Below are 12,998 nucleotides of genomic sequence, written 5' to 3'. Positions count from 1 at the left end.
TGGGGCAGTCTCATTGGCTTTGATTCTCGGTGTGAGATCAACGTCATGCCATTCCATATCCCACATTTACCCCCGGGACGGCGGCGTCTGTGAGGCTTTTTCAGATCAGCGCACGAGGGGAACAACTCACGTCGAGACACACCTTGCGACGGCCTGCTGATTCAAGCGCTCGGTCAACGGTGTAAGATGCCCGAAAACGTCCACCATCGAGGCTGCCATGTCCGGCATATCCCTGAATCTGCCCGAAGACCTATCGAACTCCCTCGCCGATCTGGCCAAGACCAACGGCCAAAGTGCGAGCTACTTGGCGATGGACGTTCTTCGCGACTTCATCGAACACGAAAAAGCGCTGACCACACAGATCGAACTTGCCGTAAAGGAAGCTGACCAAGGCAAATTTGCTACCGATGAGCAAGTGGCAGCGATGCGTGCTCGGCGCTGGAGTCAGAATGCAGGTTGAGTGGCTGGAAAAAGCACTCAAAAACCTGGAGGACGAAGCCAGCTATATTGCACTTGAAAACCCCAAGGCTGCTGACGACTTCTCCGAAGCGATCTTCGCCAGCGTAGACAAATTGGCTCAGTTTCCCGCAATGGGTCGAGAAGGACGAGTCAAACAGACGCGGGAATGGGCGGTCCCAAACTGGTCTTACCTGATTCCGTACCGCGTACACGGTGATCGCCTCCAAATCCTCGGCGTATTCCACACTCGACAACGCCCCCGCACCAACTGGTGAAGTCGGCGCAATATTGCGCTCCCAACACGTCCTGCCCTTCCCTGATAAACTGTGCCATCCGCCTCGCTGATTCAGATTCCCAATGCCCCTACAAACTGCCCCGCTCTCCCACCGTTTCTCCGTCGCGCCGATGATGGATTGGACCGACGCCCACTGTCGCTTCTTCCTACGCATCCTCTCCAAACACGCCCTGCTCTACACCGAAATGGTCACCACCGGCGCCCTACTCAACGGCGACCACGAACGTTTCCTGCGCCACCACCCATCCGAACACCCGCTAGCCCTGCAACTGGGCGGCAGCGTCCCAGCCGACCTGGCCGCCTGTGCCCGTATGGCCCAGGAGCACGGTTACGACGAGGTGAACCTCAACGTCGGCTGCCCCAGCGATCGGGTGCAGAACAATATGATCGGCGCCTGCCTGATGGGGCATCCAGATTTGGTGGCTGACTGTGTGAAGGCCATGCGCGATGCGGTGTCGATTCCGGTGACGGTCAAGCATCGCATCGGGATCAATGGGCGGGACAGTTACGAGCAGTTGTGTGAGTTTGTCGGGACGGTGCGTGAGGCCGGTTGCACGAGTTTTACCGTGCATGCGCGGATTGCGATCCTGGAGGGGTTGTCGCCGAAGGAGAATCGCGATATCCCGCCGCTGCGTTATGACGTGGCTGCGCGGTTGAAGGCGGATTTTCCGGAGTTGGAGATTGTGCTCAACGGCGGGATCAAGACGCTGGAGGCGTGCCACGAGCATTTGCAGACCTTCGACGGTGTGATGCTGGGGCGCGAGGCTTATCACAACCCGTATCTGCTGGCCGAAGTCGATCAGCAGCTGTTCGGCAGCACCGCGCCGATCATCACCCGGGCCGAGGCGCTGGCGCAATTGCGGCCTTATATCGCCGATCACCTGGCCGCTGGCGGGGCGATGCATCACATCACTCGTCACGTGTTGGGCCTGGGCACCGGGTTCCCGGGGGCGCGGCGGTTTCGGCAGTTGTTGTCGGTGGACATTCACAAAACCAAGGATCCATTGGCGCTGCTGGATCAGGCGGGGCAACTGCTGGAAGGGCGTTAACCGTCACTTGCTTTGAACCTGCGCGCTGTTTTGGCATCGTATCTACCGATACCGCCCCGGCCTTTCAAACAGCCGTTTTCAGGTTGTTGCCGCTGGGGCCCGTCGATACCCCTTCACGCCCTTGAGTGGCTGCCGGCCCTCGGGTAATGTCAACGGACCCATAGGACAGAGCACGCTCATGACTTCCAAGCTGGAACAACTCAAACAGTTCACCACCGTTGTGGCCGATACCGGCGACTTCGAGGCCATCGCCCGCGTCAAACCCGTGGACGCTACCACCAACCCTTCCCTGCTGCTCAAGGCCTCGGCCATTCAAGGTTATGCCGAGCAGCTGAACGCCTGCGTGGCGGACTGCAAGGGCGATGTGGGCCTGGCCAGCGACCGTTTTGCCGTGGCGGTCGGGCAAGAAATTCTGAAAGTGATCCCTGGGCGTATCTCCACTGAAGTGGACGCGCGCCTGTCGTTCGACACCGAGGCCATGCTCAAGCGTGCGCATCGCCTGATCGATCTGTACGACAAGGCCGGCATTGGCCGCGAGCGCGTGCTGATCAAGATCGCTTCCACCTGGGAAGGCATTCGTGCCGCCGAGCAGCTGGAGCGTGAAGGCATCCAGTGCAACCTGACCCTGCTGTTCTCCTTCGCCCAGGCTGCCGCCTGCGCCGATGCCGGGGTGTTCCTGATTTCGCCGTTCGTGGGCCGTATCTACGACTGGTACAAGAAAGCCAATGGCAACGACTACACCGGCGCTGATGATCCGGGCGTGCAGTCGGTGACGCGCATCTACAACTACTACAAGGCCAATGACTACAAGACCGTGGTCATGGGCGCGAGCTTCCGCAACCTCAACCAGATCGAGCAACTGGCCGGCTGCGACCGCCTGACCGTCAGCCCGGACCTGCTGGAAAAACTGGCCGCCGACGAAGGCAAGCTGGAGCGCAAGCTGGCGCCAGGGCAAGCCGGGGAAGCGCGCTTGATCCTCAATGAAACGCAGTTCCGCTGGTTGTCCAACGAGGACGCCATGGCGACCGAGAAACTGGCGGAAGGTATTCGTCAGTTTGCCCGGGACCAGGAGAAGCTGGAGGCGTTGCTGCAAGCCAAGCTTTGAGCTGATTCACAAGGTATGCAAAAAGGGCGAACCTTGGTGGGTTCGCCCTTTTTTGTGCGGCTTGGCCTGAGGGATGTGGCGGATCGATAGACGCTATCGCGAGCAAGCTCGCTCCCACAGGTGATGCATTCCAATGTGGGAGCGAGCTTGCTCCGGGCGGCGTTCCGACGATGGGGCCGGTCTGCCTAAGCAAAACCCAGGGGTCAAGGCCCTTCCAGCGCATTCACCAGGTCATGGAAGGCTTCACGATTGGAGTCGTTGAGCCCCATCAGGATCTTGTGGGCTTCGAGCACCTTGATCCGCACTTCTTCTTCGGACTGGTCCTGGTCAGGCAGGTCGTCCAGGCATTCCGGGCACGGCACAGGGTCGCCCACGATGTTGAACACCTGGTCGAAGCCCATCGATTGCAGCAGACGGGTAATGTCGTTGTGGGTGGTGACGACTGTCGGCAGCAGGCCGACCTTCTGCCGCGACAGGATCGACAGTTTGGCCAGCAGGCCCAATGTGGTGCTGTCGATGCTGCGGGTTTCGGTCAGGTCGATCACGATGGCGCTGAAGTTCAGCGAGGTGAAGATCCGCTCAATAGTCGCATCCAGCGCCGAACACAGGGTCAGGCGCACTTCACCGACAAACTTCAGGACAAAGGTGCCGTCCTGCTCGGCGAACTGGATTCTACCGGTACTCATCAAAGGTTCCTGCTCAACACTAACAGGGCGATATCATCCGGCATCTCCCCGAGCGTGGCTAATCCAAACACTTGACGCAAGCCTTCCAGGCTGCCGCCCGCTGCACTCACCCGTTCAGGCAAGGCCGCTTCTTTCTCTTTGAGTGTAGGTTCTGTCAAAAGGTCCAAAATGCCATCAGACATCAGCGTCAGGCTGAATGTCGGCGGCAATTCCAGTACGTGGTCTTCGTAGGTGGCCTCGTTGAACAGGCCCACCGGCAAACCACGCCCCTCCAGGTAACGCACACTGTCTGGCGTATACAACACAGGCAAAGGCAGGTGACCGCCGATGCTATAGGTCAACAAACCAGTCTCCTCGTCGATGACTCCACCGACCATTGTGACGTGTTTGCCCAGCTTACAACTGATCAGGCCTCGGTTGATATGCCCAAGGACTTCAGAAGGCTTGAACTCTGGCAGCGTGCCGTTGCGCTTGGATTCGAACAACAGGCGCGTGGTCATGAACTTCAACAGCACCGTGACGAATGCCGAAGAAGCGCCATGGCCGGAAACGTCCGCCAGGTAGAACGCCACTCGCCGCTCGTCGACCCGGAAATAGTCCACGAAATCGCCCGACAGGTACAACGACGGGATGATCTGGTGGGCAAAACGGAAATCGTCGACGGTCCAGGGGCTGACCGGCAGCATGTTCATCTGCACCTGACGCCCGGCGTTCTGGTCTTCCTGCAACAGGTTCAGGCTGGCTTCCAGCTCGCGGTTGGCGGTTTCCAGCTTCTCGCGGTAGCGCTGGTTTTCGACCAACAGGCGCGAACGGTCCAAGGCCCGGCGCACCGAGTGCTCGAGCACCGCAAGGTCTTCAAGGGGCTTGATCAGGTAATCCGCCGCGCCCAGGCGCAACGCCTCGACCGCGTCGTTCATCACGCCCGCGCCCGAAACCACGATCACCGGAGTCTGCGAGGAAATCTCGGTGACCTGGCGAATGAGTTCGAGTCCGCCCATCTGCGGCATGCGCAGGTCGCAGATGACCAGGTCGGGCTTGTCTTGCTCGAATACCTGAAGACCCTGTTGGCCATTGCTGGCCTGCAGGACGCTGAAACCACTGTCTTCCAAGTAGGCTGCGAGACTGGCTCGCACCACTTCGTCATCATCGATTATCAGCAGCGTGGCACTGGTTTTTGGCATGTGGGCAAACGGCGCCAGAATTAGGTTGGCGTAGCGGGCTGGGCCATCTGGCCTTGCACGCACTACTGGATTCGCTTTCTAGCCTCTCTGTCGTACCGGTTTCAGGCCTTTGCCCTACACACAACTACATCAGAGGTGCCCTTCTAAGGCGCAGACGGTACTCCCATCCGCGGGGCGTTTCAAGCTCAGGCAGATAGCCGCTTGCCGTCTTTATTTGTCAAAGTACAGAGAGTTATAAGAACCGAGCGAAGCGTAACTCAATGGAAGGATCAAACCCGCTCAAACACGACGCCAAAAGCACAGAAGGCGGCCTTGTGGGCCGCCTTCGTGGTTTTACAGGTCGGAATTAAAAATCGTCTTCGACCTGGCCATCCTTGACCTTGAATTCGCGGTTTTGCAGGTAGGCGTTGCGGATGAAGACATACTTGTCGCCGCTCACCATCTTCTCGGCCGACAACAGGCTGGCGCGGGTGTCGACGACGTTCAGGCCTCGAATGGAGTTACGCACCGAGACGTTATCGATATAACGATACGGGGCGGTGTAGTCATCGACCAGCTTGGCCGGCGCATCACGCAGGGTGCTTGGCCCCAGCAGCGGCAGCATTACATATGGCCCGCTGCCCAGTCCCCAGTAGCCCAGGGTCTGGCCAAAATCTTCATCGCTGCGCTGCAGGCCCATCTGGGTGCCCACATCGAAGAAGCCCAGCAGGCCGAAGGTGGTGTTGAAGATCAACCGGGCGGTGTCGACCCCGGCAGCGGCCGGCTTGGCCTGCAGCACGTTGTTGGCCAGGTTGCCCACGTCACCGATGTTGCGGAACATGTTGTGAATGCCGTCTTCGAGGAACTGCGGCGTCACGTATTGATAACCCTGGGCCAGTGGCTTGAGCGCGTAGGTATCAATGGTGTCGTTGAAGGTAAAGATCGGACGGTTGATGCTTTCCCAAGGATCTTCTTCCGTGGCGGCCTGGGCAGCGAACGGAACCAGCACGACGCTGGCTGACAAACACAGCTGAGCTAGACGATGGCTCCAGCGCATAGGGGAAAACTCCTTGGATTAATCAGGCAAGGGCGCCGAGCCCAGGCGGTAAGGTGGCTAGTATAAGACGGAACGCGTGGATAGGCAGCACCGAAAAAACAAGTAGGCCGTAGGACGTTTCCACGACTGGCACCCTTCATTTCACTGTCACCGGACTGTCATCGAGGCCCTTTAGGCTGCAGGTTATTTCAAGGACGTTCCCATGCCCCGCGCCGAAGCCCTGCCCCTCCCCGCCGCCAGCCTGACCGCCGTACTGTTTGGCCTGAGCGGATGCCTGGTGGATTTCGGCGCACGCATCCGTCAACCAGGGGCAGCGCCAGTCGAGCATGCGCAGCCAACACCGGGCGCCCTGGAGAGCTTGCACCACCTGCAGCGCCAGGAAATCCCCTGCGCCTGGCTCGACGAACTGCCGCCTGCCGTCAGTCATGCCCTGGCGGCCTCATTGCCGACGTGGATCAAACCGCCGCAACTTCCAGCAACAAATAATCCTTGGCCAGCACCACATGCCTGCTGGCAGGCGCTGATGGCGCTGAACGTCCAGCAACTGGACGGTTGCGTGTTGGTCAGTGGCGAACCCCGGTTGTTGCAGTCAGGGCTCAACGCCGGCTTGTGGACCATCGGCCTGGCGTCCTGCGGCTCGCTGTGTGGCCTGGCGCCTGGCGAATGGCAGGCGCTGAGCCAACAGGAACGGGAAACCAAGCGCGCCAAGGCCACCGTGCAATTGTTCGGCCTGGGGGTACATTCGGTGATCGATCACCTGGGCGAACTCGACACCTGCCTGGCGGACATCAGCCTGCGCCGACTCAAAGGCGAGAAGCCATGACCGGGATCATGCAGGGAGCGTGAGTGTGGATTACTCTTAAGGCAAGCCACGGACTTTTGACAGACTGTCGCGGTCCATGGCTGTGCCTATCAATAAAGGGAGTACGCCAATGCCTGCCCGCGAATTGCAAGAACAGCTCAACAAACTGCGCGAGCAATTGGACCAGAATCCACCGCTTTCCGAAGTCGAGCGCGATGACCTGCACGCGCTGATGCAAAAGATCGAACTTGAGCTTGAGTTGGAAACCAAAGCACCGGACAACAACCTCGCCGACAATGTGAACCTGGCTGTCGAACGCTTCGAGGTGGAACACCCCACCCTTGCCGGGACCTTGCGCAACATCGTGCAAGCGTTGGGCAATATGGGGATCTGAACCCTTTAAATGCAAAAAGCCCTGCTGTCGCTAGCGGGGCTTTTTAGTTTCACAAAACTGAACCGCATTCCCTGTGGGAGGGAGCTTGCTCGCGATAGCGGTGTGTCAGCTGACATCAATGTCGAATGTACCGGACTCATCGCGAGCAAGCTCGCTCCCACAAGAGCTCACTTTCACAAGGAACGTTTATTGGCGGACCAGGCGGTGGTTGGGCAGTTGCACGTCTTCGGTGCTGCGATACGGGTTGATATCCAACCCGCCCCGACGCACATACCGCGCGTACACCGTCAGTTTTTCCGGCTTGAGCAAGCGCTGCAGGTCGAGAAAGATTCGCTCCACGCACTGCTCATGGAAATCCGAATGCTGGCGGAAGCTGACGATGTAGGCCAGCAGGCTGGCGGGGTCCAGGGCCGCGCCGCGATATTCCACCGCCACGCTGCCCCAGTCTGGCTGGCTGGTCACCGGGCAGTTGGACTTGAGCAAGTGGCTGTGCAGGCTTTGCTCGACGATGCGCGAAGCATCGCAACGCAGCAGTTCCGGGCGCGGGTGCGCGTAGGAGTCGACGCTGATGTCCAAATCGTCGATGCATGTACCGGGCAACGCCACGATGCCTTCACGCTCCACGTCCTTGAGGCTGCGGATCCGCACGCCCACTGCTTTGCCGGCAGCCGTCGACAGGTCCTGGCGCAGGGTCGCTTCCAGGCTCGCGGTATCGGCGAACGGGGTCTGGTTCAAGGAGTTGAGGTACAGCTTGAAGGATTTGGACTCGATGATATTCGGCGAATCCGCCGGGATCGCGAATTCACCGATGGCCACCACCGGCTTGCCGGACGGCAGCAGCCACGACAGCTCGAAGCAGTTCCAGAAATCCACGCCCTTGTACGGCAGGGTCTCGGCCGTCAGGCCCAGTTCCGCCCATTTCGCCGTGCGCGGGATCGGGAACAGCAGTGACGGCGTGTACGTGGCGATGTATTCGCTGGATTTGCCCAGCGGCGAATGTTCGGCTGCGGGATGCATGACGGAAACCTGACTGAAGAATCAGCCGATTCTATCAGCCTTTGCGGCAGCCTTTGAGTGCTTACTGACTGACTGTCAGGTCGCCCTTCATCCCGGCCTGGTAATGACCGGGGACATTGCAGGCAAATTCCAGCCGGGTAGCCTTGTCAAAAGCCCAGGTCAGCTCGGCGGACATGCCCGGCTCAACCAGCACGCTGTTAGCGTCGTCGTGGCCCATCATGCCGTCTTTACCACCGTGCTCCATCGAGGCCGGATTCATCGAGGCATGGTCCATTCCCGGTTTCATCCCGGTGGGTGTCAACATGCCGCTCTGTTGCATCTTGAGCATTTCCTGCTGGTGTTGGGCATGCATCGCGGCGTTACCGAGGTTGAATTCGTGCAACAACTGGCCTTTATTGATCAGTACAAACCGCACCGTCTCGCCTGCCTTGATATCCAGCGTGCCAGGATTGAACGACATGTCGCCCATCACCACCTCGATGGTGCGACTGGCCTTGGCCGCCGGTGCGGGCTGGCCGAAATCAAAGTGCGCACCGGGCGATGCCCACAACGAGCTACTCAATACCCACGCGGAGGCGGCCAGGATCAGACGGTTTACCATCAACATGTTCATACTCCGACAAGGTAAGGTTCAACTTGCCCAAGACTCTAGATCGGTGTGGCTGCCAATTGACTGACAGTTGCATTACAACTCTGTCAGGTTGTGCCACGAGCCCGGCCGCCGCGGTATAACGCCCACGTTCAAACCATGCCCTGAGCTGCCCATGAAACTGCTGATCGTCGAAGACCAAACCAAAACCGGCCAATACCTGCGCCAGGGCCTGGGTGAAGCCGGGTTCAATGCCGACCTGGTGGCCGATGGCATCACCGGCCAGCAACTGGCCTTGAGCGGTGAATACGCCCTGCTGATCCTCGACGTGATGTTGCCCGGCCGCGATGGCTGGCAGATCCTGCAAGCCGTCCGTGGCGCCGGGCTGGAGACACCGGTGCTGTTTCTCACCGCGCGGGATGCGATACAGGATCGCGTACACGGCCTGGAGCTGGGCGCCGATGATTACCTGGTCAAGCCCTTTGCCTTTTCCGAGTTGCTGGCGCGGGTACGCAGCCTGTTGCGTCGAGGCAGTTCGACGCAACAGGAAACCACCCTGCAACTGGCCGACTTGCGCCTGGACCTGATCCGCCGTCGTGTCGAACGCGGCGGCCGGCGCATCGACCTCACCGCCAAGGAATTCGCCTTGCTGGAAATGCTCCTGCGCCGCCAGGGCGAAGTACTGCCCAAATCGCTGATCGCGTCCCAGGTCTGGGACATGAATTTCGACAGCGACACCAACGTCATCGAAGTCGCGATACGACGCCTGCGAATCAAGATTGACGACGACTTCCCCAGCAAACTGATCCATACCGTGCGGGGCATGGGTTATGTGCTTGAAGAGCGCAGCCTGTGAGGCGGTTGTCGCTGAGCAGCCGCCTGGCGCTGCTGTTCGCCGCCTGCACCGCCGTGGTGTCATTGTTCGCCGGGGTGTTGTTCAGCCGTGGCAGCGAGGCGCACTTCATCGAACTGGACCAGCAACTGCTCGAAGGCAAGTTGATCGGCCTGCGCCGGGCCCTGCAAGACCTCGACGCTGAGCAGACCCAGGCGCGCCTGGAAGATGAATTGAGCCGCCAGGCCGACCTGGCGCTGCGCATCAAGGGCAGCGATGGTGTGCGCTGGTACGACAGCTCGATCCGGATTCCGGCGCAATTGCCAGAGCGGCCCGGCCTGTCGACCCTCAGCGATGCCGACACTGATTACCGCGTATTGAATGCGCCGCTGTATCCCGATCGAGCCAATTCGCCGCAGCTGACCCTGCTGCTGGACATCACCCACCACCAGCACTTCCTGCAACGCATGCAGCGCCTGATCTGGCTGACCGTGGGCCTCTCGGCCCTGGCCACCGCCCTGCTGGGTGCCTGGGCCGCCCGGCGGGCCTTGCGCCCCTTGCGGCGCATGGGCGCCATTGCCGGCAGTGTCTCGGCCCGCTCACTCAACGCCCGACTGCCCGAAGAGCAAATGCCCGCCGAACTGGCGGAATTGGCCCACAGCATCAACACCATGCTCGGACGCCTCGACGATGCGTTTCAGCGGCTCTCAGCGTTCTCTGCCGACATCGCCCATGAATTACGCACACCGCTGTCGAACCTGCTGACCCACACCCAGGTCACCCTCACCCGCGAACGCCCCCTGGAGGATTACCGCGAGGCGTTGCACAGCAATCTCGAAGAACTGCAATGGATGGCGCAACTGGTCAACGACATGCTGTACCTGGCCAAGGCCGACCACGGCTTGCTGGCGCTCAATCGCGAACCGCTGCGATTGGCCGAAGAGGTGGACGTGCTGCTGGACTTCTTCGCGCCGCTGGCCGAAGACACCAACGTACGCCTGAGCCGCGAGGGCGATGGGCGCATCGAGGGTGACCGCAACATGTTGCGCCGGGCGCTCTCCAACCTGCTGGACAATGCGCTGCGCTTCACCCCCGCTGACGGCGAAGTGCGGGTGCGCATTGTCGATGTTTCTCAAAGGGTGAGCATAAGCGTGGAGAACAGCGGCGAGGGGATTGCAGCGGACTTGCTGCCGCGCCTGTTCGACCGCTTCTATCGCGCCGACCCGGCCCGCCAGGAGGGCAGCAGCGAACACGCGGGCCTCGGACTGGCCATCACCCGCTCGATCATCCGCGCCCATGGCGGGCAGATTCGCTGTGAATCGGCCGATGGCTGGACGCGGTTCCTGATCGAATTGCCGAAGGGGGATTGAGCCCGACGCAACCCCTGTGGCGAGGGAGCTTGCTCCCGCTGGGCTGCGTAGCAGCCCCAAAAGCGTTTGGCCTGGATCAGGATCAGGAGCGCTTCGCACTCCAGCGGGAGCAAGCTCCCTCGCCACAAAGGCAATCGTCACTTGCCAGTGGGCTTGCAGAGGCCCCGCAAACCCACTTTTGCAGTCTCTCAGGAATACCGCAACGCCTGCGCCGGTTCGATCTTCGCCGCACGCAACGCCGGGTACACCGTGGCGAGGAAGCTCAGGATGAACCCGGCCGAGCAGATCAGCACCACGTCGCCACGCTGCAGCTCCGACGGCAGGTTGCTGACGAAGTACACATCGGAACTGAAGATGTGCTGGCCACTGACCCGTTCCAGCCAGCCCACCAGCGCACTGACGTTCAGCGCCGCGACCACCCCCAGCACGCCGCCAATCAGCGTACCGACAACGCCGATCACCGTGCCCTGGACCATGAAAATCGCCATGATCTGCCGCGGGGTGGCGCCGATGGTGCGCAGGATCGCGATGTCCGCGCCTTTGTCGTTCACCACCATGATCAGGGTGGCGATGATGTTGAACGCCGCCACCGCGACGATCATCATCAGCAGCAAGCCGATCATGGTTTTTTCCATTTTCATGGCACTGAACAGGCTGCCCTGGGTGTGGGTCCAGTCGTCGGCCTTGTAGGCCGCGCCAAGACCGGTAGCAATGTCACCGGAGACCTTCGGCGCTGCGTACAAGTCCTTCACCGCCAGACGCACGCTTTGCACCTGGTTCGGCTGCCAATGCTGCATCTGTGCGGCATCGGCCAGGTGGATCAGCGCCATGGAGCCGTCCAGCTCGGCGCCCACCTTGAACACACCCACCACATTCAGCCGCTGCATCCGTGGGGTGATGCCACCGGGGGCCGTGCTGACTTCCGGCACGATCAGGGTGATTTTGTCGCCAACGTTCAGGCGAAAACGTCGGGCGGTGATTTCGCCGATCACCACGCCAAACTCGCCCGGCTTCAACGCATCGAGACGCCCCTGGACGATATGCTGGGCGACGATGGACACCTTGCCTTCCTGGGCCGGGTCGACGCCGCTGATCTGGATCGGCTGCATCGAACCTTTATGGCTCAGCATCCCTTCCATCTCGGTAAACGGCACGGCAGCGGTCACTTCAGGGTTTTTCAGCGCCGCGGCGGCCACCGGCTGCCAATCGTCGATCGGATTGACACCGACGATAGTGGCGTGGGGCACCATGCCGAGGATGCGCGAGCTCATTTCGCGCTGGAAGCCGTTCATCACCGACAACACTACGATCATCGCCAGCACACCCAGGGCGAGGCCGATCATCGAGGTCATGGAAATGAACGAAACAAAGCGATTGCGGCGCTTGGCGCGGGTATAGCGCGTGCCGATAAAGATCGATAACGGTCTGAACATTCGCGGGGCACCGTATAAAAATAAAAGACCCGGCGTATGTAGCAAACGCCGGGTTTCGGTCGGTCAGATGGGCGTCAGGCAACCTTCCTGCAAGTGCAGGACGCGGTCCATCTGCCGGGCCAGGTTCATGTCGTGAGTCACCACCAGGAACGCGGTGCGCATCGACGTGCTGAGCTCCAGCATCAAATCCTGGATGCCTTGGGCGGTGTGGGAGTCGAGGTTGCCGGTCGGCTCGTCGAGCATCACCAGGCCAGGCTTGTTGACCAGGGCCCGGGCAATCGCCACGCGCTGGCGTTCACCACCGGACAATTCGGCCGGCTTGTGCTCCAGGCGATGCCCCAGCCCTACCCGCTCCAGCAACGCCGTGGCGCGCTGACGGGCCTCAGGAATCGCCGTGCGGCCAATCAACAGCGGCATGCAGACGTTTTCCAGCGCGGTGAACTCGGGCAGCAAATGGTGGAACTGGTAGACGAAGCCCAGGGAACGGTTGCGCAGCAGGCCGCGGGCCTTCTCGTTCAACGCCGAAAGCTCTTCGCCTGCCAGCCAGACACTGCCGGCGGTCGGCGTATCCAGGCCGCCCAGCAGGTTGAGCAAGGTACTTTTGCCCGACCCGGAGGTGCCGACAATCGCCACGCGCTCGCCAGGATGCAACTCCAGTTGCAGGCCCGACAACACCACCACCGACTCCGGACCTTCCTCGTAGGATTTGCCCAGGTTGCGGCAACTCAAGATTGCTTTTTCACTCATGCC

At 60.7% G+C, this 12,998-nt stretch carries 15 protein-coding genes; 8 read left to right on the top strand and 7 right to left on the bottom strand.

Annotated features, from left to right (window positions below):
- The first annotated feature begins 217 nt into the window (after nucleotides 1-217).
- The 4 genes from QMK47_RS10565 (at nucleotide 218) to tal (ending at nucleotide 2,908) form a co-directional block, all read left to right on the top strand.
- Entirely contained in the window at nucleotides 218-460 is a 243-nt protein-coding gene (locus tag QMK47_RS10565) for a hypothetical protein (protein WP_024616335.1), read from the top strand.
- Nucleotides 450-734, top strand: a complete 285-nt coding sequence (locus tag QMK47_RS10560; RefSeq protein ID WP_024616334.1) for a type II toxin-antitoxin system RelE/ParE family toxin — start codon at nucleotides 450-452, stop codon at nucleotides 732-734. The genes QMK47_RS10565 and QMK47_RS10560 overlap by 11 nt, the downstream gene beginning before the upstream one ends.
- An 82-nt stretch (nucleotides 735-816) precedes the next feature.
- Complete coding sequence (dusA, locus tag QMK47_RS10555) at nucleotides 817-1,803, top strand: tRNA dihydrouridine(20/20a) synthase DusA (protein ID WP_320390148.1); 987 nt, start codon at nucleotides 817-819, stop codon at nucleotides 1,801-1,803.
- A gap of 178 nt (nucleotides 1,804-1,981) precedes the next feature.
- Entirely contained in the window at nucleotides 1,982-2,908 is a 927-nt protein-coding gene (gene tal, locus QMK47_RS10550; protein WP_214508920.1) for a transaldolase, read from the top strand.
- Between the two features lie 203 nt (nucleotides 2,909-3,111).
- On the opposite strand, the gene rssC is transcribed toward tal, so the two are convergent.
- The 3 genes from rssC to QMK47_RS10535 all read right to left on the bottom strand — a co-directional run bounded on the left by rssC (nucleotide 3,112) and on the right by QMK47_RS10535 (nucleotide 5,811).
- Nucleotides 3,112-3,594 (bottom strand): anti-sigma factor antagonist RssC, encoded by a 483-nt coding sequence (gene rssC, locus QMK47_RS10545; RefSeq protein ID WP_018609990.1) that lies wholly within the window; start codon nucleotides 3,592-3,594, stop codon nucleotides 3,112-3,114.
- Complete coding sequence (gene rssB, locus QMK47_RS10540) at nucleotides 3,594-4,775, bottom strand: two-component system response regulator RssB (RefSeq protein WP_053120765.1); 1,182 nt, start codon at nucleotides 4,773-4,775, stop codon at nucleotides 3,594-3,596. Before rssB ends, rssC begins: the two co-directional genes overlap by 1 nt.
- 346 nt (nucleotides 4,776-5,121) lie before the next feature.
- Nucleotides 5,122-5,811 (bottom strand): VacJ family lipoprotein, encoded by a 690-nt coding sequence (locus tag QMK47_RS10535; RefSeq protein WP_092344347.1) that lies wholly within the window; start codon nucleotides 5,809-5,811, stop codon nucleotides 5,122-5,124.
- A gap of 202 nt (nucleotides 5,812-6,013) precedes the next feature.
- Between QMK47_RS10535 and QMK47_RS10530 the strand changes: the two genes are divergently transcribed.
- Nucleotides 6,014-6,634 carry an HAD family phosphatase gene (locus QMK47_RS10530; RefSeq protein WP_320390147.1) on the top strand — a complete coding sequence of 207 codons (621 nt, stop codon included), beginning with the start codon at nucleotides 6,014-6,016 and terminating at the stop codon, nucleotides 6,632-6,634.
- A gap of 109 nt (nucleotides 6,635-6,743) precedes the next feature.
- The gene (locus QMK47_RS10525) at nucleotides 6,744-7,007 is read left to right on the top strand and encodes a DUF4404 family protein (RefSeq protein WP_214508918.1); all 264 of its coding nucleotides are present in this window, start codon (nucleotides 6,744-6,746) and stop codon (nucleotides 7,005-7,007) included.
- A gap of 186 nt (nucleotides 7,008-7,193) precedes the next feature.
- Here the strand turns inward: QMK47_RS10525 and queF are convergent, their stop codons facing one another.
- Both queF and QMK47_RS10515 read right to left on the bottom strand, forming a co-directional pair.
- Nucleotides 7,194-8,024 (bottom strand): NADPH-dependent 7-cyano-7-deazaguanine reductase QueF, encoded by an 831-nt coding sequence (gene queF, locus QMK47_RS10520; protein WP_320390146.1) that lies wholly within the window; start codon nucleotides 8,022-8,024, stop codon nucleotides 7,194-7,196.
- Between the two features lie 61 nt (nucleotides 8,025-8,085).
- Nucleotides 8,086-8,631, bottom strand: a complete 546-nt coding sequence (locus QMK47_RS10515; protein WP_320390145.1) for a cupredoxin family protein — start codon at nucleotides 8,629-8,631, stop codon at nucleotides 8,086-8,088.
- A 157-nt stretch (nucleotides 8,632-8,788) separates the two neighbouring features.
- Here QMK47_RS10515 and QMK47_RS10510 point away from each other — a divergent pair, with 157 nt between their 5' ends.
- Together QMK47_RS10510 and QMK47_RS10505 are read left to right on the top strand one after the other, a co-directional pair.
- A complete protein-coding gene (locus tag QMK47_RS10510) occupies nucleotides 8,789-9,469 on the top strand; it encodes a heavy metal response regulator transcription factor (RefSeq protein ID WP_320390144.1) in 681 nt (226 codons plus the stop codon).
- Entirely contained in the window at nucleotides 9,466-10,815 is a 1,350-nt protein-coding gene (locus tag QMK47_RS10505) for a heavy metal sensor histidine kinase (RefSeq protein WP_320390143.1), read from the top strand. The genes QMK47_RS10510 and QMK47_RS10505 overlap by 4 nt, the downstream gene beginning before the upstream one ends.
- A gap of 188 nt (nucleotides 10,816-11,003) precedes the next feature.
- Here the strand turns inward: QMK47_RS10505 and QMK47_RS10500 are convergent, their stop codons facing one another.
- The gene (locus QMK47_RS10500; protein ID WP_320390142.1) at nucleotides 11,004-12,248 is read right to left on the bottom strand and encodes a lipoprotein-releasing ABC transporter permease subunit; all 1,245 of its coding nucleotides are present in this window, start codon (nucleotides 12,246-12,248) and stop codon (nucleotides 11,004-11,006) included.
- Between the two features lie 63 nt (nucleotides 12,249-12,311).
- A complete protein-coding gene (lolD, locus tag QMK47_RS10495; protein WP_162843734.1) occupies nucleotides 12,312-12,995 on the bottom strand; it encodes a lipoprotein-releasing ABC transporter ATP-binding protein LolD in 684 nt (227 codons plus the stop codon).
- Nucleotides 12,996-12,998: the final 3 nt, after the last annotated feature.

The sequence above is a fragment of the Pseudomonas sp. P9_35 genome, from assembly GCF_034008205.1.
GTDB lineage: Bacteria > Pseudomonadota > Gammaproteobacteria > Pseudomonadales > Pseudomonadaceae > Aquipseudomonas > Aquipseudomonas kilonensis.
Note: the sequence above shows the minus strand (reverse complement) of the source record. Positions and strands in the feature narration are given on the sequence as shown.